Here is a 22,811-nt window from a genome sequence, read left to right as displayed (position 1 = left end):
GTGTCACGTTAAAACCACCACAACTTGCCGTCAGCTTCGGGGTCGACGCTTTCGGTGGCGTATATGTAGGAATCTTGCCCGATATATCGTGCAATCCAAGTATAATATTTTTCCCCAACCTTGACCTGACCCTGCACGTCTTCCGTGAGGATCTCTTCCCACGGTACGGCAAGCAGCCCTTCTTCATCCACTTCACCGCCAGCAGTCCAGACGCCGCCGCCGGGATGAATAATCAGCAGTTCATCGGGGTTGGGACTCAATCGCATGAGGCTGCGCGGATCGAAACCGGCAATAATCAGGCCCTTGAAATCCACATCCTCGAAATACGGCGTGCCCACGTACAGTTCGGGGCCAAGGTCCGGGTAGTCGGCGACGGTCTTCAGGAAAGTCTGACGCCAGACACCTTCAAATACGAGCGGCTGACTGAACCGCTTGAACGGCTGTGCGGGTTCCTGCGTAAGGATATTCCCCTCGGGATCGGTCACAATGACGCGATTGACCCAGGGAAACCGCAGGAAGAGCAACTCGATCCACTCCTGCTCGGGGCTAGTGTCCTGATCCTCCAGAAAACGGATCAGCGACCCCATGGGGCCGTCCACCGGCGCGAACAGCAGAGCCAGCTTTTCCTGATTGGGGTTCTCGAATTCGTAGGCATCGGTGTCCACGGTGGGCTGGATGTCGACCCAGCTCCGGGCCTCTTCCCACGAACCCTTCATGTATTTCTTGGTGTCATACCAGGTTCTGCAGCCAGAGACCGCCATAACGGTCAGCGCCAGCAGAAGCGCCAAAGTACGTGTCATATTTTAATCCCGGGTGTTCCCCAGTTCTCCGACTCTTGCCTCGAACCGGGCGGCCAGCATCTCAAGGGTGCTGATGAGCCGGTTTTTCGAATGGACGCTGTACGGATCATCGCCTTGCCCGGCGTCCGCACCGCCTCCCAGTTGTTCCAATTCGGCAATCCGCTCCTCAATGGAGGGACGCGACTGCGCCGTGGCGTTTTCAAGCAGATGACGATAGATGTCAAGCGCTCCGCCGTAATCTCCCTGCGAAGCAAGCAGTTCGGCCATGGTCCGGGTTCGCAGGCTGCCCGCTTCGGGGCGCACCATGTCTTCCTCGTCCACATGCCCGTCGATTTCCTCGACGCTGGGCATGACCGGCATGGACGGCTGGTAGGCGTCCTCTGCCGGAGCGGGAAGCGGCTCGCCCACGAGACGCTTGGAGAGCGCGCCGATGCCCTCGAAGACCACGTCGGTCCAATTGATGGGGTTGCCGGAAACATTCGAGGCCACAAGCATGAGAAAAACCGCGAGATCGCGGTTTTCTTCCGTCAATGCGCGCGCCCAGGTCCGCCAGAACCCGGGAAATTCCTTGAGTGGGGCAACGGCCTGTTCGAGGTGTCCGTGTACCTCATCATCGCGCCCGAGTTCCGAGAGCACCTGAATCAGCAACAGTCTTGCCTCGAAAAAATCGGGGTGCCGGTCCAGCCCTTTCTGCAGCGTGATGGCCGCGTCGTCGAGGTTGCCGAGTTCGACAAACAGCTTCGCGAGCGGGAAAAAGACCTTGGAACCCGGCTCAAGGGAGAGAACTTCCTGATACCACTCAATTTTCGCTTTCATTATTCGCTTCTCCGCCGGTTTGTCCATCCTCTGGGAAAACGTAGAGAATCTCGTCCTCGCGAACGAAATTGAGCCGCTCGCGCACCACTTTCTCCTGATACTTGCGGTCGCTTTTCAACCGCTTGATCTCGCGGCTCAGTTCCACGTTGCGCTCCTCGGCCTCCTCCAGTCTGCGCGAGAGGTCCTCGTGACGCTCCTTGAGCCGAGAATAGGCGAACATGCTCTGGTCGCTGAAAAGCAGCCGGGCCAACAACAACACGTTTACGGCAACAAGGACCGCAATGACAACATTTCGCGCAAGCGATTTCACTATTGCAGCCTTTTCCCGTCTTCGGAGTCGTTTTCGGCCAGCGCGCCTTCCAGTTCGTGAAGAAAGTTGGCGTGGCGCGTTCAATGCGCTCCACATCCTCTTCCGCGACGTCAACCACATCGATCTTCCCGAGAAACGACTTGAGCACGTTGAATTCATCGAGCAAGGCGTCACCCAGCTCGAGGCCCTCGATCTGCGGCTCCAGGTCCAGAATGGTCTGGAGGCAGTTCGTTATGCGCACAAGATGATTCTTCAGGTCGTCTCCGGCCATGTTACGCCTCGGTCAAGCGATCAATTCACCTCGGATATTAACCACTTTTTGTAGAAACTGTACAGGTAGTTCGCACCGGAAATCACGGTCAGGACCACTGCGGCCCAGAACAGAAGCTGTCCGATCTGGCGAACGTCATACCCCATGAAGGGGTAATGCCAAAGGAGCGGAACCAGCGCGAAACTCTGCAGTACGGTCTTCAACTTCCCGAACTTGTCCGCAGCGATGACCTGTCCCATGTCGGACGCCACGGCCCGCATGCCCGTCACGGCGATTTCCCGGCCGATGATGATAATCACGGCCCAAGCGGGAACACGCCACTCGGGACCGAGCCGGACCAGCATGATGAGCACGGAGCAGATCAGCAGCTTGTCCGCCAGCGGGTCGAGAAACTTCCCGAGATTGGTGATGGTGTTCTGTTGCCGGGCGATCATCCCGTCAAACAGATCGGTCGCCGACGCAATCATGAAGAGCACGCAGGACATGTAGGCCCAGTAACGCGCGCCAGTCCACAATTCAATGTAGAGCAGCCCGACGATGACCGGAGCCGCCACGATGCGTGTCAGCGAAAGACAATTGGGGAGGTTGAGTACCTTGTTGGGCATTCGTTCCGCCTAATCGGATTTGGAGGCCGCGGCCTCAAGACTGTTTTCGGCGGCCTCGGCCACCGTATCGGCCAGCGCGAGGAAAGCCTTCTTGGCAAAGGAATCCTCTTCAAGCAATACGACGGGCGTCCCCCTGTCGCCAGCGACCACGGTCGCGGGATCAAGCGGGATGCCGCCGAGAAATTCGAGTCCGTACTTTTCCGCAAGCTCGCGGCCGCCACCCTTCTTGAACAGATCAATGGACTGGTGGCAATGCGGGCAGACCATACCGCTCATGTTCTCCACCACGCCGAGGATGCTGGCCTTGGCGTACTGAAGGAAATTGATGGACTTCCTCACGTCCGAAAGAGAAACCTCCTGCGGAGTGGTGACCACGATGGAAAGCGCTTCGGGCACGGTCTTGAGCACGGTCATGGGCTCGTCGCCGGTGCCCGGAGGCGAGTCGATGACCAGAAAGTCCAGCTCGCCCCACTGCACGTCGGAGACGAACTGACGAATGGCGGAAGTCTTCATGGGACCGCGCCACAGAACGGCCTGATCCGGGTCTTCCAGAAGAGATTCCATGGAAACCACGAAAAGATTCTCGTTGTACTTCTTGGGAACCACAAGCGAGCCGCGTTCGATGTCGAGAGTGCCGGTAATGCCAAGCAGGGTCGGGACGCTCGGACCGTGAATGTCCACGTCAAGGATGCCGACCTTGTACCCTTTTTCCGCCAGCGCGGCGGCAATGTTGACGGCCACGGAACTCTTGCCCACCCCGCCCTTGCCGCTCATGACGAACAGCTTGTGCTTGATGTTGCCCAGCGTATTCTTGATGAGCTGGTTCTGAATCTCGAACTTGGCGTTGGAATCACCGCCACCGCAGGACTTGCAACTGTCGCTCACTGTATTTCACCTTTCATTCTGTTAGTTTACTGTCTGTCGCTCTTAATGGAAACACACTCGCCAGAGCAACGCTCCAGCAAGAGTACGGCAATAACTCCGGCGCACGCAAGCAGGACGGCCAGCCAGAAAGCCCCGTCCAGTGCCGGAGGAAGAATATTCGCTTCGCGCAGCACATGAATCTTTCCGCGTATCTGGGTGCTCTCAAGCACCTCTTTCCATGGCCAGACCTTGCGCAATGCGCCTATCATAAAACCCGTCAGCACGCTCACCGTGGCGGCATGCCAACGGTGCAGAAGATAGTGCAGGATGCGGGAAAACACAACAATACCACACGCGGCTCCCGCCGCGAACACGCCGATCACCGTCATGCTGCCGGGATCGAAGGGATTGCGCAAGGCTCCGGTGACGTAGGCATACTTGCCGAGCATAAGCAGGATGAATGCCCCGCTGATGCCGGGAAGGATCATGGCGCAGATGGCGATCATGCCGCACAGGAAAACGAACCACGAGGTCTCCGGCGTTGTCACCGGAATCATGCCCACGAGCGTATAGCTGAAGGCCGCCCCGAAGGCGCAGCAGACCGCATTGACCAGCGTAAAACCTCCTGCGCGCCGACCGACCACTATCACGGAAGCGGCAATGAGCCCGAAAAAGAGGGACCAGACCTGTACCGGATGGTTGGCGAGCAGATGGTGGATAATACGGGCCATACCGACCACGGCCAGAAAGATGCCGCTGACCAGACAGATCAGAAACCGCAGATGAACCCCGGCAAGCGCGCCGGAGAGGTCGAACTTGAGCAACCTGCGGATGAAGGAAAAATCAAAGGAGCGGATGGCATCCACTAGGTCATCATAGATGCCGGTGATGAAGGCCACGGTCCCGCCGGAAACCCCGGGGATGATGTCGGCTGCGCCCATGAACATGCCCTTGAGCGCCAAAAGTCCGGCCTCAGGAAAACTCCGGGGGCCAGGGCTGGCCATGAAAGCCTTGGAAAGGGTCTGTTTATTCACGAATACCGTCTTTATTTCCTTTTATGTCCAGCCGTGTGACCCGACGAGGTCCACAAAGGCGACGCCGCCGAGGTTCTGTTCCGTGACTTCGCCGTTTTCCCTGGTAACGAGGATAAGGGACTGCTGGCGGCGGGTGTCGCCCACCGGGATGGCCAGCTTGCCGGGATCGGCCAGTTGATCGACCAGCGGCTGTGGAACGCGCGGTCCGCCAGCCGTGACGATGATTCGGTCATATGGTCCCTCCTCGGGCCAGCCGAGGGTTCCGTCGTCCAGCTTTGGCCGGATGGAAAAAAGCCGCATGTCCGCAAATCGCTTGCGGGCGGCGAAAAAGAGCTTTCTGATGCGCTCCACGGTATGCACCTCGGCACCCATGTGCGCCAGTATGGCGGCCTGATACCCCGATCCGGTGCCGATCTCCAGCACTTTCATGCCGGGTTTCACATCCAGCAGCTCGCTCATGAGCGCCACGATATAGGGCTGGGAGATGGTCTGGCCCTCTCCAATGGGCAGCGGCGAGTCGGAGTAGGCCTTCATGGCCAGCGCAGGCTCGACGAAGAGATGCCGGGGCACTTCGCGCATGGCAGCAAGCACCGCGGGATCGGAAATCCCGCGCGCCTCGATCTGTTCCTTGACCATGCGCTCGCGCAGTCTGCGCGGATCAATCATCAAACCCCTCCACTATGCTGCTCTGCAACCGTTGGCGGATGCTTACTCCATTTGAGAATCAAGTCAACAACCTTGCGCTCTGCGGCCTCTTCCCATTGACAGGAATCGGCGGTTCGGTGATGCTTGTAACGTAAAATACACGGAGGTACCCATGCTCAAGATTCACGACTGGATGTCCAGTCCGGTGTTCTCTCTCTACGAGACGGACACCCTGCATCATGCCAAGTCCCTCATGAACCTCCAGCGCATCAGGCACGTCCCCATTGTCGACTCCGAAAAACGGTTCGTGGGCCTCATAACCCACCGCGACCTGCTGCGGGCGACCATCTCGCAGCTTGCAGACCTTGACGCCGAGACGCTCAAGGAAATCGACTCCGGCATCCCCATCCGCGAGATCATGCGGACGGACATCCGCACCTGCACCCCGGAAACGGCCCTCAAGGACGCGGCGGAGATTCTGCTGAACCACAAGTACGGCTGCCTGCCCATCCTTGACGACGGAAAACTCTGCGGCATCCTGACCGAGGCAGACTTCCTCAAGCTGGCCATCAACCTCATGGAAGCGCTGGACGAGTAACCCCGGCACTTCAAGCGCGACACCTGCGCCCGTTCCGGCCTTCCGGAGCGGGCGTTTTCCATTCATCGCTTGTCTTCCGGCCCCGGTGTGTGTAGACATATTCTAGATATTTTCGCAACGAAAAAGACCGGGAGATCCCGTACCATGAACAAAGAAAAGAAAAGCAACATATCCGCTTACATCCTGCCGATACTCATTCTTGCCATGCTCGCGGCGGGCAGTTGGTTTGTATTCCGCGACACCACGCCCCCCAAGCTTGCCATGACGCCGGACATCACCGACCTCGGCAAGGGAGCCAAGATCACCATCACCGCATCCGACCCCGGAAGCGGACTGAAATGGGTAAAGGCCGTGGCAGTACAGAACGACAAGACCATCCCCCTGTTCGACAAACAGCTCTCGCAGGGAACCATGAGCTTCAGCGAAACCATGAGCTTCGACAAGGACCGGCTCAAGGAAGGTCCGTTTACCGTGGAAGTTGAGGCCAAGGACGCATCCTTCTACCCCTTCGGCGATTCCGGATTGTCCAAGGCTTCCAAGGAATTCAATTTCGACGCCACGCCGCCGCGCGTTTACGTCAAGACGCACACCACCAACCTGAATCAGGGAGGTGCCGGGCTGGTCGAGTTCTCCCTTTCCGAACCGGCAGTGGAAGCCGGAATCCGTGTCGGAGAGCGCTTCTTCCCGGCCTACCGTCAGGAGAACGATCAGGAAATCAACTACCTCTGCATGTTCGCCATGCCGTGGGACACCCCGCCCGACACCTTTTCGCCGGTCATCACCGCCCGCGACAAGGCTGGCAACAGCGCCATGCGTTCCTTCAACTACCACGCCAATGCGCGCAATTTCCGAAAGGACCGCATCAGGCTTTCCGACCGTTTCATGGAGCGCGTGCTGCCGCAGTTCTCCCAGTTCATCGGCCAGAGCGAGGCCGACATGCTTCAGCAGTATGTGAACGTCAACAACAACCTGCGCCGCGAGAACGCCGAAGCCATTCACAAGATCGGCCAGCAGACCGCCTCGGTTCCTCTCTGGGAAGGGACGTTCATGCGGCTGCCCAACGCCGCCAACCGAGCGCGCTTTGCCGACTACCGCGACTACATGTATAAAGACAAGGTCGTGGACAACCAGACCCACCTCGGCCTCGACCTCGCCAGCCTGCGGCACGCCCCCATCCCGGCAGCCAACACCGGCAAGATCATGCACGCCGGGCCGCTCGGCATTTACGGTAACTGCGTCATCATCGACCACGGTCTCGGCCTCCAGAGCCTTTACTCGCACATGAGCCAGATCGACGTTCAGGTCGGGCAGGACGTCACGCGCGGCGACATCATCGGCAAGACCGGCTCCACCGGACTGGCCGGCGGCGATCACCTGCACTTCGGCGTCTACGTCTCCGGCACCCCGGTGCAGCCCCTCGAATGGTTCGACGGCCACTGGATCAAAAATAATATCGACATAAAGCTCAACCGATAGCGCCCAGCTGAATACACGCACAAGGCGGACAATCCTTCCGGGGGTTGTCCGCCTCTTTTTTTCTGCCATTTCAATGCATTGCCAACACATTCACAAGGCACGATACTTGCTCATTTAAACCAGGAGGAAATCCTTTCCGGAGATAAACCATGAGCAGCATAGGCGCAGTCACAAGCAGTACTGGCATCGATCCGTTCCAGCAGCGAAAGGAAAAGAAAGAGTTTTCGCTCACCGAAACGTTTCTTGCCAATGAAGGCGTGGACTTCAATGAAAAGAGCGAGTCCGGCGAATCCCAAGGCATGTCATTACGGGATCTGACTCCCGAAGAAGAGCGACGTCTCGCCAAGCTGCGCGACATGCTCAACGACTTGCTGCTGGACATGGGCGACAGTCCCACCGAGGCCCAGAAACGACGCATCAGGGATATAGAGAAAGAAATCGAAGAGATCACCGGTGTCGAGGTCAAGACCCGCCTCTCCGACGGCGTCCACGCGCTGAACAAGGCCAAGCTCGACAAGGAAGAGGAAGAAGGCGAGGAAGGCGGCGACCCGATGCTGCGCCGAAAAGGGTTTGCCTTGCACGAAAACATCGCCCGTCACGTACACGCACCCGTAAGGCAGGATGTCGGCGAGGGACTCATGTCTTTCCAGCAACGTCTGGCCGCCAACGCATACGCCATGCAGGCGGAACTGCCCGAAACCTCGGTCGCGGCTTCGGCAATCAGCGCCGAAAGCCTGTTGAAGAACAAGATATAACCCTGTCGTCCAGAGAGCCAACCAGCCATTACATAAGATTATTTTACCTGACGCCGGGCCTTCGTACCCCGGCGTCTCTTTGCGTGACCTCTCGACTTTTGCCCACCCCTTCGATATAGATGGCCTCCCGGCAACGGACCGGGGACAACCAAGCATTACGACCAGCCAGAGGACCGAATGCCCTGCAAACGACTCACATACTCAGGCCCGAAGGACTGGCCCGCCATTCAGGAATGGCTGGACAAGCGCAAAGACCCCGACACCAACGTCGACGGCATCGTGCGCGACATTCTCGAAAACGTTCGTGAAAACGGCGACAAGGCGCTGGCCGAATACACTGCCAAGTTTGACTGCGCCGACTTCGCCCCGAACATGATCCGCGTTCCGCAGGACGCCATTGATCGCGCGCTGACCGAGGTTCCCGAAAGCGACGTGGAGATTCTGCGCGAGGCAATCGAGAACATTCGTGCGTTCCATATCAATCAAAGAGAGAAGTCCTGGTGGACCACCTCGCCCGACGGCACCGTGCTCGGTCAGATGGTCACGCCCGTAGAGCGCGTCGGGCTGTACGTTCCCGGTGGTCAGGGCGGCGAAACCCCGCTCATCTCAAGCCTGATAATGAACGCAGTCCCCGCACAGGTTGCGGGCGTCGAAAGCATCGCCATGACCTCCCCGCCTCGCAAGGACGGCACCCTGAACCCGCACATCCTCGCCACGGCCGCCCTGCTCGGCATCACCGAGGTCCACCTCTGCGGCAGCGCATGGGCCATCGGCGCACTGGCTTACGGCACCGAAACCATCGCCCCGTGCGACGTCATCGCCGGTCCGGGCAACATCTTCGTGGCCACGGCCAAAACGCAACTCATCGGGCAGGTCGGCATCGACATGGTCGCAGGACCGAGCGAAATCGCCATCCTCGCGGACGACTCCGCCACTCCGGGATGGCTGGCCGCGGACATGCTCTCGCAGGCCGAACACGACCCGCTTGCCGCATCCATCCTCGTGACCGACAGCTCTGAACTGGCCGAGGCCACCTGCGCCGAACTCAAGCGCCAGACCGCCGAGCTTCCGCGTGGCGAGATCGCAGCCAAATCCCTTGAAGACTGGGGAGCGACCATCGTCGTGGACACCATCGACACCGGCGCCGACCTCATCAACAAGCTCGCACCCGAGCACCTTGAACTTTCGCTGGCCGACCCGTGGGCCAAGCTCGGCAAGATCCGCCACGCCGGGGCCATCTTCATGGGCCACCACAGCCCGGAACCGGTAGGCGACTACTTTGCCGGACCGAATCACGTACTGCCCACGCTCAGGACGGTACGCTTCTCCTCCGCCCTCTCGGTGCAGACATTCTGCAAGAAGTCGAGCGTCGTTGCCGCAAGTGCGGAATATGTGGCCCGCCACGGCGACAAGATCGCCCGTCTGGCCCGGCTGGAAGGACTGGAAGCACACGCCCGCAGCGTGGAATGCCGCAACAAATAATACCTTAAACAGGAAGAGAGAGTGCCATGAATGCCGTAGTGAATACCGACATCAAGGAATACCCGCTGGTCTCCCGGGGCAAGGTTCGCGACATTTATGAAATTGATGACGAGACCCTGCTCATCGTCACCTCGGACCGCATCTCCGCGTTCGACGTGGTCCTGCCCGACCCCATCCCGCAAAAGGCGCGGTGCTCAACAGCATCACCCTATTCTGGATGGAACGGATGAAGGATTTGGTGCCCAACCACATCATCGCCTCCAAGGTGGACGACTTTCCCGAACCGCTGAAGGCCTACCGCGACATGCTCGAAGGCCGCTCCGTGGTGGTTCGCAAGGCCAAACCGCTGCCCATCGAATGCATCGTGCGCGGCTACATCACCGGCTCCGGCTGGAAGGACTATCAGGCAACCGGCGAAGTCTGCGGCCACAAGCTCCCGGAGAATCTCAAAGAATCCGAGATGCTGCCTGATCCGCTCTTCACGCCGTCCACCAAGGCCGACCTCGGTGACCACGACGAGAACATCACGCTGGACCGCGCCGCCGAGCTGGTGGGGGAAGAGATGATGCGCAAAGTCGAAGACCTTTCCATCGCCATTTATTCCCGCGCCCGCGACTACGCCCGCGAACGCGGCATCATCATTGCGGACACCAAATTCGAATTCGGCACCATCGACGGGGAACTCATCCTCATCGATGAAGTGCTGACCCCGGACTCCTCGCGCTTCTGGCCCATGGATGGCTACGAGCCGGGCAAGGGCCAGCCCAGCTTCGACAAGCAGTTCATGCGCGACTGGCTGGTGGAAATCGGCTTCAACAAGCAGCCCCCCGGACCGGCCATTCCGGCCGAGATCGCGACAGTCACGCGCGACAAATATCTTGAAGCGTACAGGCTGCTGACCGGGAGCGAGCTTAAGGTATAAGGAGCAGGTCCATGAAAGACCTCGGCATTCTCGCCCTTGTTTTCCTGTGCGGCTATCTGCTGGCCCGCTTCGTCTTTCCGAAGCTGGGCATCAAGGGCGGATGAGGCCCGGGACGTTCGTGCGGCTGGACGCCGCCGGAGGACAAAGACTCCTCAGGGGTTGACACCCATAAAGAAAGGGACTAAACAACCGTCTCTTTGCCTTGCTTCATCCTGCGCCACAGGATGGGGCCCACGACCAAAAGGAGGAAATTATGGCATCTTACGAAACCCTTCTGCTGCTCTCGCCCGAGTTGGGCGAAGAGGGCCGCAAGGAAATTGTCGAAAAGGTCAGCGGCATCATCGCCAATCAGGGCGGTGAACTGACCGAGACCGACGAGTGGGGCATGCGCCCTCTCGCCTACCCCGTTCAGAAGCAGTCCCGCGGTTACTACGTGCGCCTCGTGTTCAACGCTCCCGGTGCTCTTATCGCCGAGATGGAGCGCATCATCCGCATCACCGACGGCATCTTCAAGTTCATCACCGTCAAGCAGGCCGCGTAAGGAGGATTTATCATGGCATTCCGCAAGAAATTCACTCCGCGTCGCAAGTTCTGCCGTTTCTGTGCCGACGCTGAAATGCCCCTGGATTACAAGCGCCCGGACGTCCTCAAGGACTTCGTGACCGAGCGCGGCAAGATCATCGCCCGCCGCATCACCGGCACCTGCGCCAAGCATCAGCGCAGGCTCACCACCGAGATCAAGCGCGCCCGTCAGATGGCTCTTCTGTACTACACCACTGTCCACTCCGCGGACGTGAAGAAGAAGACCAACCTGTAGGGAGGACGATATGAAACTCATTCTTCGCGCTGACATCGACTCCCTTGGCCGCCTTGGCGACATTGTTACCGTTAAGGCTGGCTATGGCCGTAACTACCTGATCCCGCAGCTTCGCTGCCCCGGCGACCAATGCCAACATGAAGCAGTTCGAACTCGAACGCAAAAAGCTTCAGGCCGCAGCGGACCAAGTCCGTGCCGAGGCCGAGGAAATGGCCGCCAAGATCGCTGCTACTCCGGTGGAAATCACCGTCCGTGTCGGCGAAGGCGACAAGCTCTACGGCTCCGTAACCCCGACCCACATCGCCGATGCAATGGCCGAACAGGGTGTCGAAATCGATCGCCGCAAGATCGTTCTCGAAGAACCCATCCGCGCCCTCGGCGAATTCGACATCGAAATCAAGCTGCATCCGGACGTTCGCGGCGAGCTGAAGCTCACCGTCGCCAAAAAAGGTGGCGTGATCGAAGAACCGTTCGAAGAAGTCTTGGATGCCGAGGAAGAAGCCGAAGAGGCTTCCGAAATCGCCGATGCCGAGACCGAATAAGTCTGGATACAACCAGAACGCAATGACGTCGGAGGATGCCCTGCAAAGGGCCTCCTCCGACATTTTGCGTAAAGTGCCGCCGCACAACCTTGAAGCGGAGCAGGCGGTACTTGGCGGCGTTTTCCAGTCGCCCACACTTTTCAACTCGCTGGTGGAAATCGTCTCACCCGAGCATTTCTACTCGCCCACCCACAAGGCCGTGTTCGAGGCCTTTGTCGACCTTTCCCGCACCAACCAGCCCATCGACCTCATCACTGTCGGCAACCACCTGAGTTCCAAAGGCACCCTCGATTCCATCGGCGGGCCGGTCTACCTCGCCGAACTTGCCGACTCCGTGGTCAGCGCATCCAACGCCAGCTATCACGCCAAGATCGTCCGCGACAAAGCCATTCTTCGCCAGCTCATCGACATCTCAGCCGGAATCATCGGCAACTGCTATGAGACCGGCAGTGTGGACGAAATGCTCAGCGTCGCTGAAAAGGACATCTTCAAGATCGCGCAGTCCAAGGCCGAAACCAACATGTTGGACAGCAACCGGCTGGTCAAACGCGTATTCGAAGAGCTTGAGCAGAAGTACAAAAACAAGAGCGCGGTAACGGGCATCCAGACCCACTACACCGAATTCGACAAGATGACAGCCGGGCTGCAGAACTCCGACCTGCTCATCATCGCGGGCCGTCCCTCCATGGGCAAAACCGCCTTCGCGCTCAACGTTGCGCTTCGATGCGGCGTGCGTTCCGAAACGCCCGTGGCCATCTTCTCGCTGGAAATGTCCATGGAGCAGCTCATGACCCGCCTGCTGGCCGTGCAGAGTCATGTTCATCTGAGCAACCTGCGCACCGGCTACCTTGAGGACAATGACTGGCAGCAACTCTACGACGCTGCCGACGTGCTCTCGCAGGCCCCGATATTCATCGACGACACCCCGGCGCTCTCCACGCTCGACCTGCAGGCCAAGTGCCGCAGGCTCAAGGCTGAACACGACATCGGGCTGATCGTGGTCGACTATCTTCAGCTCATGCGCTCCAGCGCGCGGCCCGACTCCCGCGAGCAGGAGATTTCCGACATTTCCCGGAGCCTCAAAGCGCTGGCCAAAGAACTCAACGTCCCGGTCATCGCCCTCTCGCAGCTCAACCGCAAGGTCGAGGAGCGAACGGACAAGCGTCCCATGATGTCGGACCTTCGCGAATCCGGCGCAATCGAACAGGACGCGGACATCATCATCTTTCTCTATCGCGACGCCGCCTACAACAAGGCCGACGACAACCCGCGCAAATTCGAGGCGGAGATCATCATCGGCAAGCAGCGTAACGGTCCTACGGGCGCGCTCACGCTCTTCTTCAAGAAAGAGTGCACACTCTTCGAAAACATGGAGACCATGCCGTACGGTTCCGAGTTTGGAGAAGACGCCCAACCATCCGATTAATCAACAGCAAAAAAGGGGCACGCATGTACTACGATCCCGCCGAGACTCTCCCCCGTGCGGAACTGGAAAACCTCCAGGCCAAACGGCTCCGTGAAGTCATCAAGAACGCCAAGAACGCCCCTTTTTATGCCGAACGCCTCAAGGGATTCGACCCCGAATCCATCCAGAACGCCTCGGACATCACCGCGCTCCCCTTTACCACCAAGGACGACCTGCGTTCCCAATACCCTTACGGTCTGCTGACCCGCTCCCTTGACGATTTCGTGCGCCTGCACGCCTCGTCCGGCACCACCGGCACGCCCACGGCCGTCTTCTACACCCAGAAGGACATCGACACCTGGGCCGACCTCATGGCCCGCTCCATGTACGCCGTCGGCGTCCGCCGCTCGGACGTGCTGCAAAACATGAGCGGGTATGGCCTGTTCACCGGCGGTCTCGGTATCCACTACGGCTCCGAGCGCCTTGGCTGCCTGACCGTTCCGGCCGCGCGGGCAACACCAAGCGACAAATCAAGCTTATCCGCGACTTCAGCGTTTCGGTCATGCACATCATCCCCTCGTTCGCGCTCTACTTCGCGGCCAAGGTCCGGGAGGAAGGCTATGACCCGGCTGAAATGCCGTGGCGCATCGCCCTCATCGGTGCCGAACCGCACACCGAGGAGACCCGCCAGCGCATTGAAGAACTTCTGAAACTCAAGGCCTACAACTCCTACGGACTTTCCGAGATGAACGGCCCCGGCGTGGCGTTCGAGTGTACGGAGCAAAACGGCATGCACGTCTGGGAAGACGCATACATTGCCGAAATCATTGACCCCGCCACTGGCGAGCATGTTGCCGAAGGCGAAATTGGCGAGCTGGTGATGACCACCCTGACCCGCGAGGGCATGCCCATCATCCGCTACCGCACACGGGATCTGACCCGTTTCATGCCCGGCGAATGTGCCTGCGGCCGCACCTGCCGCCGCATCGACCGCATCGCCGGACGTGCTGACGACATGCTCATCATCAAGGGCGTGAACATCTACCCCATGCAGATCGAACAGGCGCTCATGTCCATGCCCGAAGTCGGCCAGAATTATCTCATCGAGCTCATCCGCGAAGGCTACATGGACCAGATCAAGGTCAAGGTAGAGATCAAGGACGAGTACTTTGTCGAGGACATGCGTGCCCTTCAGGGACTCCAGAAGCGCATCGCAAGTTCGCTTTGCAACGAGATTCTCGTCACCCCGCGCGTTGAGCTGGTCATGCACGACTCCATCCCCAAATCGCCGGGCAAGGCCGTGCGCGTGGTCGACCTGCGCGACAAGGAGTAGCCGTGGAGTACCTCTGGGCCACGCTCATCATCCTTTTGCTTCTCGTTTCACAGGCCGTGAACATCTTCGGCGGCCCGGCAAACTGGATTGCCCTTGGGCTTGTCGCGTTATGGAAATGGCTCTACCCCGAGTCCATGGGCTGGGGTTTCGTGGGCGTTCTTGCTGCCATGGCCGTTGTGGGCGAAGTGCTGGAATTCGTGCTCCAGACATGGGGCGCGAAACGATACGGAGCGTCCTCCAAGGGAAACATCGGCGGCATTGTCGGCGCCATCGTGGGCGCAATCTTCGGCGCACCGTTCCTGTTTGGCATCGGCGCTATTCTCGGCGCGCTGGTCGGCGCTTACGTTGGCTGCCTCGTCTTTGAACTCCCCGGCAAGAGCATGCCGGAGGCCAGGCACGCCGCATTGGGCGCTTTCTGGGGCAAGGCGTTCGGCTTCACGGTGAAGTTCAGCCTCGGCGCGGCCATGGTGGTTCTGAGCATCCCCCGCGTCTGGCCATAGCCTGACCGAGACACCAGCCGAAAAACTTGATGAAATTCCGGCCCTCCTGTTGTACTCGAAACGGGTTCGACATGAGCCCCCATCCGTAATTCAACCATGGAAGTATAAACCATGACCAAGGACATTTTCCCAAGCTATCGCGGCAGGATGGAATACTTCTGCCTCGGCTGCGGCAAACGGTATCCCACAGATGAACTGCATTACACCTGCCCGGAATGCGGCGGCGTGTTTCTTCTTGAAGATCTGAACTTCGACGAGTTGAAGAAGACCTCGGGCGATGAATGGCGGGCCATTTTCGATGAGCGGGCAAGCTCCAAGAACACAGCCCTGCGCGGCATTTTTCGTTTCTACGAACTGATGGCCCCGGTCATGGAGGAGGAAGACATCGTCTACCTCGGCGAAGGCAACACTCCGGTTGTGGGCTCTTCCGAATCCCTCAACGGTCATACCGGCATCAGCACCGCCTACAAGAACGACGGCCAGAATCCGAGCGCATCCTTCAAGGATCGCGGCATGGCATGCGCGTTCAGCTATCTCAAGTCGCTGATCCGCTCCAAGGGCTGGGATGAAATTCTGACTGTCTGCGCCTCCACAGGCGACACCAGCGCCGCAGCCGCGCTGTACGCCTCCTATGTGGGCGGTCCCATCAAGTCCGTGGTCATACTGCCACAGGGCAAGGTAACGGCGGCGCAGCTTTCGCAGCCGCTCGGCTCCGGTGCCACGGTGCTGGAAGTCCCCGGCGTATTCGACGACTGCATGAAGGTCGTGGAATACCTCGCCGACAACTACCGCGTGGCCCTGCTCAATTCCAAGAACGCATGGCGAATCCTCGGTCAGGAATCCTACGCTTTCGAAATCGCGCAGTGGTATGACTGGGATCTCGGCAACAAGAACATTTTCGTCCCCATCGGAAACGCTGGCAACGTCACCGCCATCATGGCCGGTTTCCTGAAGCTCTATGCGCTGGGAATCATCAGCGAACTGCCGCGCATCTTCGGCGTGCAGTCGCACCACGCCGATCCGGTGTACCGCTATTACGCCGTGGACGATCCCAACGAACGCGAATACAAACCCGTGACCGTGACCCCGAGCGTGGCGCAGGCCGCCATGATCGGCAACCCGGTTTCCTTTCCCCGCGTCAAGCATTTTGCCGAACGCTTCGAGGCAATCGGCGGCAAAAACGCGTTTCAGGTGATTCAGGTCACGGAGCAGCAGATCATGGACTCCATGATTCTCGCCAACCGAAACGGCCATATCGCGTGCACTCAGGGTGGTGAATGTCTTGCCGGTGCAGTGCGCGCAAATGCGCTTGGTCTGGTGGCCGAAGACGAAATTTGCGTGCTGGATTCAACGGCACATCACCTGAAGTTCGTTGACTTCCAGCAGATGTACTTTGAAAACAGCTTCCCGAAAGATTATGAAGTGCAGCCCGACATGGACCTTGCCAACCTCCCGGAGTTGGTCATTTCTCCGGAAGAAAAAGAACGTCTTGCCCCAGAAGAATACACGGAAACTACCGCCCAAAAGGTCGTCGAAAAGTTGGGTCTTGCCAAAAAATAGTCTCTTTTTGCCCTGAAAAAACAAGCGGCCTCCCTCGAAAGAGAGGCCGCTTTTTTCGACCCTAATTCCAGTCTTTAACGTTCATTTCTATGTTTGGAATACCATTATACCGGTCAATCTTTGGCGTGAACGCAAAGCTCAACTGCGTCCCTTGAACCTCCCGGCGCAGGGCTTTTGCCTGTCGCCAGACCTTTGCAGGAAGGTTTGCGCCGGTCTTTTCATCACGCAAAACGAGCTTCACATGCTCCCTTTCGCGCCCAAAGCATCGGTACTCTTGAACCACAACCGGCTCGGAAACGAACACCGGTTCGGGGTTTCCAAGGCCGAAAGGCTGCATGTGTTCAAGCTCCTTCAGAAGTACATGGTTGATCTCGGCAAAGGTCAACTCGCGATCAACCTTGATCTTTGCAGGGAGCGGTCGCTCCCCAAGTTCGTCGGCGACGATGCGATCAAAGCGCTCCCGAAGCTTCTCAACATTCTCTTTTTTTAAGGAAAGTCCCGCAGCCTGACGGTGTCCGCCAAAACCTTCCAGTAATTCTTCAAGCTTGCAGAGCCCACCATGGAGATCGTATTCATCAATGCTCCGGCCCGATCCCTTGACCAACCCGGTCTCGGGGTCCTCGGTCAAAAGCAGGCACGGACGGTGGAATTTTTCCACTATTCTTGATGCAACAATACCGATTATTCCGGAGTGCCAGCCCTCGGAAAAGAGCACGAAACCACGTTTATCGAGCATGGAATGGGCCTGTTTCATGGCCTCTTCCGTGATTTCCTGCTCCTGTTTTCTTCGCTCGGCGTTCACCGCATCCAGCTCGTTAGCAACCGGAAGCGCAGCCTCATAGGACTCAGCCAACAAAAGATCAAGCCCTTTCTCCGGACTTCCAAGACGTCCGGCCGCGTTGATTCTCGGAGCAAGATGGTAGCCGATCTGTCCGGCACCCAAGTCAGCCAGTCTGTCAAAATTGCTCACAACCTTCAGGGCGGCCATGCCCGGACGGGCCGCTTCCTTGATGCGGAGCAGGCCGTTCTTCACGAGAATTCTGTTCTGACCGGACAATGGAACAACGTCGGCAATGGTTCCCAAGGCCACAAGATCCAACGTTTTTCGCATGTCCACTCGTTCTCCAGGAAGCAGGGAATTGAGCGCTGCCATGAGCACCCAGGCAACGCCGACACCCGCAAGCGACTCGTACGGGCCGCCCTCTCCGCCGGGAAGACGGGGGTTTGCGATGGCATCTGCTACGGGAAGATTTTGAGCAGGAAGGTGATGATCGGTAACGACTACCGTCATTCCGAGTTCTTTTGCCCGCTCAATCGGCTCAAAGTCAGTGATGCCGCAGTCCACGGTGAGCAGCAAACCGATCCCGGATTCGGCCAGTTTTTCAACCCCTGACACATTCATTCCGTAGCCTTCCTCAAGCCTGTTCGGGAGATGATGGGCAACCTCGAAGCCGCGCTCGGCCATGAACTGCTTGACTACGGCTGTAGAGGTGATGCCGTCCACATCGTAATCACCCCACACGGCCATTCGTTTCCCGGCCCGAAGCGCTTCGTTCACCACATGGGCGGCGTCCTCAAGTCCCGGGACGGCTGAAGGCTGTGCCAGATTGACAAGCATTGGGGAAAGAAAACGGTCCATTTGCTCGACAGTCCGGTAGCCACGCTGCCAGAGGATTTCGGCCAGCAGCGGCGTAATATTCAGTTGATCCGCCATGTCGTGGACGTCCGCAGGGACCTCCTCGTCATGGCGAGGTATCCATTGGCAGGGCAATGCGTGCTCCTCGTATGTTGTGAATTCGTTCAGGCGGCCATGCGCGCGAAGTGGTCGGCCTCGCCGGATTCCATCTGTTCGGTGGCCCGCTCAATAAGCGCATCCTGTTGCAATCCGAGTTGTGGAGCAACCTTGGCTGTGACAGCGTTGAGGGGATGGTCCGCATCAAGGGTGACGTGCGCCACGGCGTCAGACAGGCAAAGAATGGCGGCCTCGTAGCGGTAGTCTCCGGCAAGCTTGGGCGCATGGTGCCAGTTGACAGGTTCCACGAGTTCGGGCGGAAGGTCCCAATACTTGAGCACCAGCGCTCCGATGACAGCGTGGTCCATGCCCCAGTAGCCGTCTTCGGCCTTGTAGTCCGGAATCCCCTTCGTGACAGCAGTCTCGGCCATGACCTGCCAATCGACAGGACGCTTGAGCGCAGTGATGAGCTTGCCTATGTCATGCAGCAGTCCGGCCGTGAACAGCGTGTCCGGCACGCCTTTTCCAAGCGACTTGGAGATATGCCGGGCCTGATCCGCAGTCAGGAACTGGTGGGTCCAGTAGTCTCTCAGCGAAAACTGTTTCGGGACTTCGTATTTCTCTGCCAGCGAGGTGACCCCTATGGTCATGACGATGTTTCGAATCTCGCACAGACCGAGCACGGCAGCGGCCCGCTGTACGGAAGAGACCTCCGCCTGAAGGCCGTAATATGCGGAATTTGCCAGACTGAGAATGCGGGCGGTCAACCCTTGGTCAAAGGAAATGGTCTCTGCGATGTCGTCCATGGAGGCGTTTGAATCCTGCCCGGTCTGCTGAAAAAGCTTCTGGAACAGTTCAGGAGAAAACGGCAAGTCCTCTTTCAGTTCTGGAAGAACCTCAAGGAATTCCTGTACATTTGCCTGCATGGTCGCCTCCGGGCTACAGGTCTATCTCCACTTTCCTCTTTCCGCCTCTCTTATCGGACTTCTGGCCCAGACGGCCCATCTGACCGTTGTTTTCCAGAAACTCCCAGAACTTTTTGCTTTCTTCGAGGTTCGGGTTCAACTCAAGGCTCTTCTTCAAGTATTCAGCACATTTTTCAAGATCACCCTGCTCGTAGAACACGCGCGCGATGTTATGAAAGAGGTGCTCGTCCCGATTATCGGCCAACCCTTCGGCCCTGAGGTAATAGTCCAACGCCTGATCGTACATCCTGTTCTTGCGAAGGTTGATGCCGAAATCATTGAACAGATGCTTGTGTTCGGTCTCGAAAGTGGCGTCGAGCTTGACAAGACGCTTAAAAATGTCGTTGGCCTTGGCCTGGTCGCCACGATCCAGATAGGTGAGCCCGAGGCCGAAGTTGGCGCGCACGTTTTCTTCATCAATATTGGTGGCCTGCTTGAATTCAAACTCCGCGCTATACTGGGCCCCGCGCGCACGGTGTTTTTCGCCACGCACGATGGTGTCGTTAAGTTCCTGCATGGCGGGGTAAACCGTCTGCACGTAAAACTCGGGTTCGGGGCTGAATTTCTCCAGAAACTCTTCGCGTGGGACATCCCTCTTGGGTCCGGAGGGAACATAATGCTTGTTGAGCGGCTGGACATCAATGCCGCCGTCTTCGCGTTCTTCGCAGAACCAGTAGGTCTTCTGGATAGTCTTACGCTGGGTAGTGCCAGTGCCGACCTTCACCACGCTCTGGGTTGAGAAGACGCCGCTGATCCTGTTGTCCCCGAGACCGGCAACCGGCTGGGATGGCTGTTTGGTTCCCTGCTGATCAGCGCTCATGTGCACCTCGTGCGGAGCCCGGGATTCAGGCTCCCATATCGTTCATGATTGCAACGGCTTGCTGCAACGGATCTTCGGCCTGCGTCACCGGCCTGCCCACCACAAGGTAGTCCGAACCGGCTGCGACCGCCCGTGAAGGCGTCATCACCCGACGCTGATCTCCGGCATCGCTGCCAGCCGGGCGGATTCCCGGAGTCAGGCAAAAAAAACCGTCGCCGCAGAGGCGTTTTATGCGCTCGGACTCCCAAGCGGAACATACAACGCCATTTAATCCATATTGCTCGCCTTTTACAGCAAGGTCAAGAACCAGCTCCCCGATGGCCCCGGAGTATTCGAACGGCAGGTCTTCCTGATCCATACTCGTCAGGACGGTCACGCCAAGCAGAATCGGCAGCGGCGCGCCGGGCGAGGCACCTTCGTCACGCCCTTCCAGAGCCGCCTCGGCCATGCGCCGACCACCCAAAAGGTGGATGTTGACCATGTCCGCACCACTGCGGACAGCGCTGCGCACGGCACCGCGAACAGTGTTGGGGATGTCGAAGAACTTCATGTCCAGAAAGACGTTGAAGCCGAGCGATTTCAGCTCGTTGAGGAGTGCTGGCCCCTCGGCGGTGAATAGCTCGAGCCCTACCTTGACCCACGGGACCGTCCCGGAAAGACGGCGCGCCATATCCAGCGCCGGGGCGGCCTCGGGATAGTCGAGCGCAATGACCAATTCGGCCATCAGTCCCACTCCTTCAGCAGCTTTTCAAGGATTCCGTTATAGAGCGCAGGACGGGTTTTTCCGGCCAGATAGACCGAACGAAGCTCGCTGTAGGCTTTTTCCAGATCGTCGTTCACAACCCAGAAATCGAAGTTCTCAGCCTGCTCCATTTCACCACGCGCGTTGTTCATGCGCTTCAGGACCGCATCAGGCGCGTCAGTACCGCGCCCCTCGAGCCGCCTGAGCAGCTCCTCGCGGGAGGGAGGCAACAAAAAGACGAACACGCCGTCGGTAAAGGTCTTGCGAAGCTGTATCGCGCCCTGCACGTCGATGTCGAAGAGCACGTCGCGCCCATCCGCCAGCATGTCTTTCACCGGCTGGGTGGCCGTCCCGTAGAAGTTGCCGTGAACCTCGGCCCACTCGCAGAACTCACCGCGAGAGCGCATGGCCACAAACCCTTCACGGCTGACGAAGTGGTAGTGCACGCCGTCCTCTTCGCCCTTTCTGGGCTGACGCGTAGTATAGGAGACCGAAAATCCGATGCCGTCAAACTCCTCGCGGAGCCGGGCTATCAAGGTACTCTTGCCGGTTCCGCTGGGCGCGCAGACCACGAAGACGAGGCCTTTGCGCGCGGGTTTCGGAGCCTCCGACATCTACTCGCCCTCCTCTGCGCTGAAACGCTGGCCGATGGTCTCTGCCTGAATGGCCGATAGTATGACGTGATTGGAGTCGGTTATGATGATGGCGCGGGTCTTCCTGCCCTGCGTTGCGTCGATGAGCCGTCCTTCCTGACGGGCGTCTTCACGCAATCGCCGCATGGGCGCGGACGTGGGGTTGACGATGCTGACAACGCGTCCGATGACCACGAAGTTGCCGAAACCAATGTTCAGGAGTCCATGTCTCTGTCCCTGTTTCTGCATGCGCACCTACTCTATGTTTTGCACCTGTTCACGGCACTTTTCCAGTTCGGCCTTGAAGTCCACCACGAGCCTGCTGACACGGGTGTCCTGAGCCTTGTTGCCACAGGTGTTTATTTCACGGAAGGTTTCCTGAAGGATGAAGTCGAGCTTCTTGCCCGCGTCACCGTCAACGTCCAGCACTTCGTCCAGACGCTGGAGATGGGAGTCAAGACGCGTCAGCTCTTCGGAAACGTCCAGCTTGTCAGTGAGAATCGCGATTTCCTGAAGAATGCGATCCTCGTCGAATTCGGCACCCGCGGATTCAAGCGTTTCCTGAATGCGTTTGCGCAAAGCCTCACGCTTAACGTCAAGCACTTCGGGGATGCGCTGCGCGATGCCTTCGGCATACCCGGAAAGCACAGCCACGCGGTCCTTGAGGTCGCGGATCATGTCCACACCTTCGGCCTCGCGGGATTTGCGCCACTCGGCCAAAGCCTCTTCAAGCCCCTTGCCGAGGCTTTCCAGAAGCTCCGGGTCCGGCTCGGCCCCGGCGTCGCGCCAGAGGTTGGCCATGCCGAGGACACGGTTGAAATCCGGGGAGTAAGCCTGTCCGTACTTCTCTGCCAGCGTTTCAAGCTGGGAAATCATGGACACGGCCAGCGGTTCGTTGAGGGTCACGCCCAGCAGTTCCGGGCTCTTGACCTCGAGATTGAGGGAGATATCCACCCTGCCGCGGCTACCGAACTTCCTGACGGTCTTTTCCCAGGTGGTCTCCATGCAGCGCAGGAAGCCGGGAAGCCGCCATTTGACGTCCAGAAATCTTCCGTTGACGCTGCGGATTTCCCACACGTGGGTAAATCCCTCGCCACCGGTCTCACATCTGCCGAATCCGGTCATACTCACGGCCATACGATGAATCCTCGTTGCATTTTCGCTACGGTATACGAAGCCGCCGCT

Annotated in this window: 24 protein-coding genes and 3 pseudogenes; 13 read left to right on the top strand and 14 right to left on the bottom strand. The window is 58.7% G+C overall.

Features of this window, described 5'->3' with window-relative positions; genetic code table 11:
• Positions 1 to 8: 8 nt before the first annotated feature.
• From JCM12178_RS01695 to JCM12178_RS01685, 3 genes are read right to left on the bottom strand one after another with little or no spacing between them, the layout of a single operon-like run.
• Positions 9 to 800: a hypothetical protein gene (locus tag JCM12178_RS01695; protein WP_054648235.1), complete on the bottom strand. Its 792-nt coding sequence runs from the start codon at positions 798 to 800 to the stop codon at positions 9 to 11.
• Positions 801 to 803: 3 nt separating this feature from the next.
• Positions 804 to 1,616 carry a tetratricopeptide repeat protein gene (locus tag JCM12178_RS01690; RefSeq protein WP_054648234.1) on the bottom strand — a complete coding sequence of 271 codons (813 nt, stop codon included), beginning with the start codon at positions 1,614 to 1,616 and terminating at the stop codon, positions 804 to 806.
• On the bottom strand, positions 1,600 to 1,836 hold the full coding sequence (locus JCM12178_RS01685) for an FtsB family cell division protein (protein ID WP_245628563.1): 237 nt from the start codon (positions 1,834 to 1,836) through the stop codon (positions 1,600 to 1,602). Before JCM12178_RS01685 ends, JCM12178_RS01690 begins: the two co-directional genes overlap by 17 nt.
• On the opposite strand from JCM12178_RS01685, the gene JCM12178_RS20570 reads away from it, so the two are divergent.
• Entirely contained in the window at positions 1,835 to 2,251 is a 417-nt protein-coding gene (locus JCM12178_RS20570) for a hypothetical protein (protein ID WP_172677049.1), read from the top strand. The genes JCM12178_RS01685 and JCM12178_RS20570 overlap by 2 nt on opposite strands.
• Here the strand turns inward: JCM12178_RS20570 and pgsA are convergent.
• The 4 genes from pgsA to JCM12178_RS01665 are packed head-to-tail and all read right to left on the bottom strand — an operon-like array spanning position 2,218 to position 5,369.
• A complete protein-coding gene (gene pgsA, locus JCM12178_RS01680; RefSeq protein WP_054648233.1) occupies positions 2,218 to 2,802 on the bottom strand; it encodes a CDP-diacylglycerol--glycerol-3-phosphate 3-phosphatidyltransferase in 585 nt (194 codons plus the stop codon). The genes JCM12178_RS20570 and pgsA overlap by 34 nt on opposite strands.
• A 9-nt stretch (positions 2,803 to 2,811) precedes the next feature.
• On the bottom strand, positions 2,812 to 3,687 hold the full coding sequence (locus JCM12178_RS01675; protein ID WP_054648232.1) for an Mrp/NBP35 family ATP-binding protein: 876 nt from the start codon (positions 3,685 to 3,687) through the stop codon (positions 2,812 to 2,814).
• Positions 3,688 to 3,713: 26 nt separating this feature from the next.
• On the bottom strand, positions 3,714 to 4,700 hold the full coding sequence (locus JCM12178_RS01670) for a DUF368 domain-containing protein (RefSeq protein ID WP_245628554.1): 987 nt from the start codon (positions 4,698 to 4,700) through the stop codon (positions 3,714 to 3,716).
• A 21-nt stretch (positions 4,701 to 4,721) separates the two neighbouring features.
• Positions 4,722 to 5,369: a protein-L-isoaspartate(D-aspartate) O-methyltransferase gene (locus JCM12178_RS01665; protein ID WP_172677054.1), complete on the bottom strand. Its 648-nt coding sequence runs from the start codon at positions 5,367 to 5,369 to the stop codon at positions 4,722 to 4,724.
• A gap of 148 nt (positions 5,370 to 5,517) precedes the next feature.
• On the opposite strand from JCM12178_RS01665, the gene JCM12178_RS01660 reads away from it, so the two are divergent.
• From JCM12178_RS01660 to thrC, 12 genes and pseudogenes are all read left to right on the top strand, one after another.
• Positions 5,518 to 5,943 (top strand): CBS domain-containing protein, encoded by a 426-nt coding sequence (locus tag JCM12178_RS01660; protein ID WP_054648230.1) that lies wholly within the window; start codon positions 5,518 to 5,520, stop codon positions 5,941 to 5,943.
• Between the two features lie 144 nt (positions 5,944 to 6,087).
• Positions 6,088 to 7,419 carry a M23 family metallopeptidase gene (locus JCM12178_RS01655; protein ID WP_054648229.1) on the top strand — a complete coding sequence of 444 codons (1,332 nt, stop codon included), beginning with the start codon at positions 6,088 to 6,090 and terminating at the stop codon, positions 7,417 to 7,419.
• 149 nt (positions 7,420 to 7,568) lie between these two features.
• Positions 7,569 to 8,174 (top strand): hypothetical protein, encoded by a 606-nt coding sequence (locus JCM12178_RS01650; RefSeq protein ID WP_054648228.1) that lies wholly within the window; start codon positions 7,569 to 7,571, stop codon positions 8,172 to 8,174.
• Positions 8,175 to 8,351: 177 nt separating this feature from the next.
• Positions 8,352 to 9,656, top strand: a complete 1,305-nt coding sequence (gene hisD, locus JCM12178_RS01645; RefSeq protein ID WP_054648227.1) for a histidinol dehydrogenase — start codon at positions 8,352 to 8,354, stop codon at positions 9,654 to 9,656.
• Between the two features lie 26 nt (positions 9,657 to 9,682).
• Positions 9,683 to 10,578, top strand: a pseudogene (locus JCM12178_RS01640) (phosphoribosylaminoimidazolesuccinocarboxamide synthase).
• A gap of 253 nt (positions 10,579 to 10,831) precedes the next feature.
• Positions 10,832 to 11,119, top strand: a complete 288-nt coding sequence (rpsF, locus tag JCM12178_RS01635; RefSeq protein ID WP_054648226.1) for a 30S ribosomal protein S6 — start codon at positions 10,832 to 10,834, stop codon at positions 11,117 to 11,119.
• A gap of 12 nt (positions 11,120 to 11,131) precedes the next feature.
• The gene (gene rpsR, locus JCM12178_RS01630) at positions 11,132 to 11,395 is read left to right on the top strand and encodes a 30S ribosomal protein S18 (protein ID WP_054648225.1); all 264 of its coding nucleotides are present in this window, start codon (positions 11,132 to 11,134) and stop codon (positions 11,393 to 11,395) included.
• A 10-nt stretch (positions 11,396 to 11,405) separates the two neighbouring features.
• Positions 11,406 to 11,937: pseudogene (gene rplI, locus JCM12178_RS01625) on the top strand (50S ribosomal protein L9).
• Positions 11,921 to 13,363, top strand: a complete 1,443-nt coding sequence (dnaB, locus tag JCM12178_RS01620; protein WP_054648224.1) for a replicative DNA helicase — start codon at positions 11,921 to 11,923, stop codon at positions 13,361 to 13,363. The pseudogene rplI and the gene dnaB overlap by 17 nt, the downstream one beginning before the upstream one ends.
• Positions 13,364 to 13,386: 23 nt before the next feature.
• A pseudogene (locus JCM12178_RS01615) lies at positions 13,387 to 14,675 on the top strand (phenylacetate--CoA ligase family protein).
• Between the two features lie 2 nt (positions 14,676 to 14,677).
• Positions 14,678 to 15,175, top strand: a complete 498-nt coding sequence (locus tag JCM12178_RS01610) for a DUF456 domain-containing protein (RefSeq protein ID WP_054648223.1) — start codon at positions 14,678 to 14,680, stop codon at positions 15,173 to 15,175.
• A 111-nt stretch (positions 15,176 to 15,286) separates the two neighbouring features.
• Positions 15,287 to 16,735, top strand: a complete 1,449-nt coding sequence (gene thrC, locus JCM12178_RS01605; protein ID WP_054648222.1) for a threonine synthase — start codon at positions 15,287 to 15,289, stop codon at positions 16,733 to 16,735.
• A gap of 61 nt (positions 16,736 to 16,796) precedes the next feature.
• Here thrC and recJ read toward each other — a convergent pair whose 3' ends face one another.
• From recJ to JCM12178_RS01570, 7 genes are all read right to left on the bottom strand, one after another.
• The gene (recJ, locus tag JCM12178_RS01600; protein WP_083465678.1) at positions 16,797 to 18,449 is read right to left on the bottom strand and encodes a single-stranded-DNA-specific exonuclease RecJ; all 1,653 of its coding nucleotides are present in this window, start codon (positions 18,447 to 18,449) and stop codon (positions 16,797 to 16,799) included.
• Positions 18,450 to 18,535: 86 nt separating this feature from the next.
• Positions 18,536 to 19,393 (bottom strand): HDOD domain-containing protein, encoded by an 858-nt coding sequence (locus tag JCM12178_RS01595; protein ID WP_054648220.1) that lies wholly within the window; start codon positions 19,391 to 19,393, stop codon positions 18,536 to 18,538.
• Between the two features lie 13 nt (positions 19,394 to 19,406).
• The gene (locus tag JCM12178_RS01590; protein WP_054648219.1) at positions 19,407 to 20,252 is read right to left on the bottom strand and encodes a tetratricopeptide repeat protein; all 846 of its coding nucleotides are present in this window, start codon (positions 20,250 to 20,252) and stop codon (positions 19,407 to 19,409) included.
• Between the two features lie 25 nt (positions 20,253 to 20,277).
• Complete coding sequence (gene pyrF, locus JCM12178_RS01585) at positions 20,278 to 20,976, bottom strand: orotidine-5'-phosphate decarboxylase (protein ID WP_054648218.1); 699 nt, start codon at positions 20,974 to 20,976, stop codon at positions 20,278 to 20,280.
• Positions 20,976 to 21,608, bottom strand: coding sequence for a guanylate kinase (gene gmk / locus JCM12178_RS01580; RefSeq protein ID WP_054648217.1), 633 nt, complete (start codon positions 21,606 to 21,608; stop codon positions 20,976 to 20,978). The genes pyrF and gmk overlap by 1 nt, the downstream gene beginning before the upstream one ends.
• Positions 21,609 to 21,875, bottom strand: a complete 267-nt coding sequence (locus JCM12178_RS01575; protein ID WP_054648326.1) for a DUF370 domain-containing protein — start codon at positions 21,873 to 21,875, stop codon at positions 21,609 to 21,611. It lies immediately after the preceding gene.
• 6 nt (positions 21,876 to 21,881) lie between these two features.
• Entirely contained in the window at positions 21,882 to 22,763 is an 882-nt protein-coding gene (locus JCM12178_RS01570; protein ID WP_054648216.1) for a YicC/YloC family endoribonuclease, read from the bottom strand.
• Between the last annotated feature and the right edge of the window lie 48 nt (positions 22,764 to 22,811).

This window comes from Salidesulfovibrio brasiliensis JCM 12178 (genome assembly GCF_001311825.1).
Lineage (GTDB): Bacteria > Desulfobacterota > Desulfovibrionia > Desulfovibrionales > Desulfovibrionaceae > Pseudodesulfovibrio > Pseudodesulfovibrio brasiliensis.
The sequence above is the reverse complement of the archived record's forward strand: the minus strand, read 5'-3'. Positions and strand labels throughout refer to the sequence as shown.

Coding starts and splice junctions, on each gene's coding strand:
- hisD (WP_054648227.1), top strand. CDS start 8,352: ATGCCCTGCAAACGACTCACATACTCAGGCCCGAAGGACTGGCCCGCC.
- JCM12178_RS01690 (WP_054648234.1), bottom strand. CDS start 1,616: ATGAAAGCGAAAATTGAGTGGTATCAGGAAGTTCTCTCCCTTGAGCCG.
- JCM12178_RS01655 (WP_054648229.1), top strand. CDS start 6,088: ATGAACAAAGAAAAGAAAAGCAACATATCCGCTTACATCCTGCCGATA.
- JCM12178_RS20570 (WP_172677049.1), top strand. CDS start 1,835: ATGCTCTGGTCGCTGAAAAGCAGCCGGGCCAACAACAACACGTTTACG.
- JCM12178_RS01590 (WP_054648219.1), bottom strand. CDS start 20,252: ATGAGCGCTGATCAGCAGGGAACCAAACAGCCATCCCAGCCGGTTGCC.
- gmk (WP_054648217.1), bottom strand. CDS start 21,608: ATGTCGGAGGCTCCGAAACCCGCGCGCAAAGGCCTCGTCTTCGTGGTC.
- JCM12178_RS01695 (WP_054648235.1), bottom strand. CDS start 800: ATGACACGTACTTTGGCGCTTCTGCTGGCGCTGACCGTTATGGCGGTC.
- JCM12178_RS01595 (WP_054648220.1), bottom strand. CDS start 19,393: ATGCAGGCAAATGTACAGGAATTCCTTGAGGTTCTTCCAGAACTGAAA.
- recJ (WP_083465678.1), bottom strand. CDS start 18,449: ATGGCGGATCAACTGAATATTACGCCGCTGCTGGCCGAAATCCTCTGG.
- JCM12178_RS01660 (WP_054648230.1), top strand. CDS start 5,518: ATGCTCAAGATTCACGACTGGATGTCCAGTCCGGTGTTCTCTCTCTAC.
- pyrF (WP_054648218.1), bottom strand. CDS start 20,976: ATGGCCGAATTGGTCATTGCGCTCGACTATCCCGAGGCCGCCCCGGCG.
- rpsR (WP_054648225.1), top strand. CDS start 11,132: ATGGCATTCCGCAAGAAATTCACTCCGCGTCGCAAGTTCTGCCGTTTC.
- rpsF (WP_054648226.1), top strand. CDS start 10,832: ATGGCATCTTACGAAACCCTTCTGCTGCTCTCGCCCGAGTTGGGCGAA.
- dnaB (WP_054648224.1), top strand. CDS start 11,921: ATGCCGAGACCGAATAAGTCTGGATACAACCAGAACGCAATGACGTCG.
- pgsA (WP_054648233.1), bottom strand. CDS start 2,802: ATGCCCAACAAGGTACTCAACCTCCCCAATTGTCTTTCGCTGACACGC.
- JCM12178_RS01685 (WP_245628563.1), bottom strand. CDS start 1,836: ATGTTCGCCTATTCTCGGCTCAAGGAGCGTCACGAGGACCTCTCGCGC.
- thrC (WP_054648222.1), top strand. CDS start 15,287: ATGACCAAGGACATTTTCCCAAGCTATCGCGGCAGGATGGAATACTTC.
- JCM12178_RS01575 (WP_054648326.1), bottom strand. CDS start 21,875: ATGCAGAAACAGGGACAGAGACATGGACTCCTGAACATTGGTTTCGGC.
- JCM12178_RS01650 (WP_054648228.1), top strand. CDS start 7,569: ATGAGCAGCATAGGCGCAGTCACAAGCAGTACTGGCATCGATCCGTTC.
- JCM12178_RS01570 (WP_054648216.1), bottom strand. CDS start 22,763: ATGGCCGTGAGTATGACCGGATTCGGCAGATGTGAGACCGGTGGCGAG.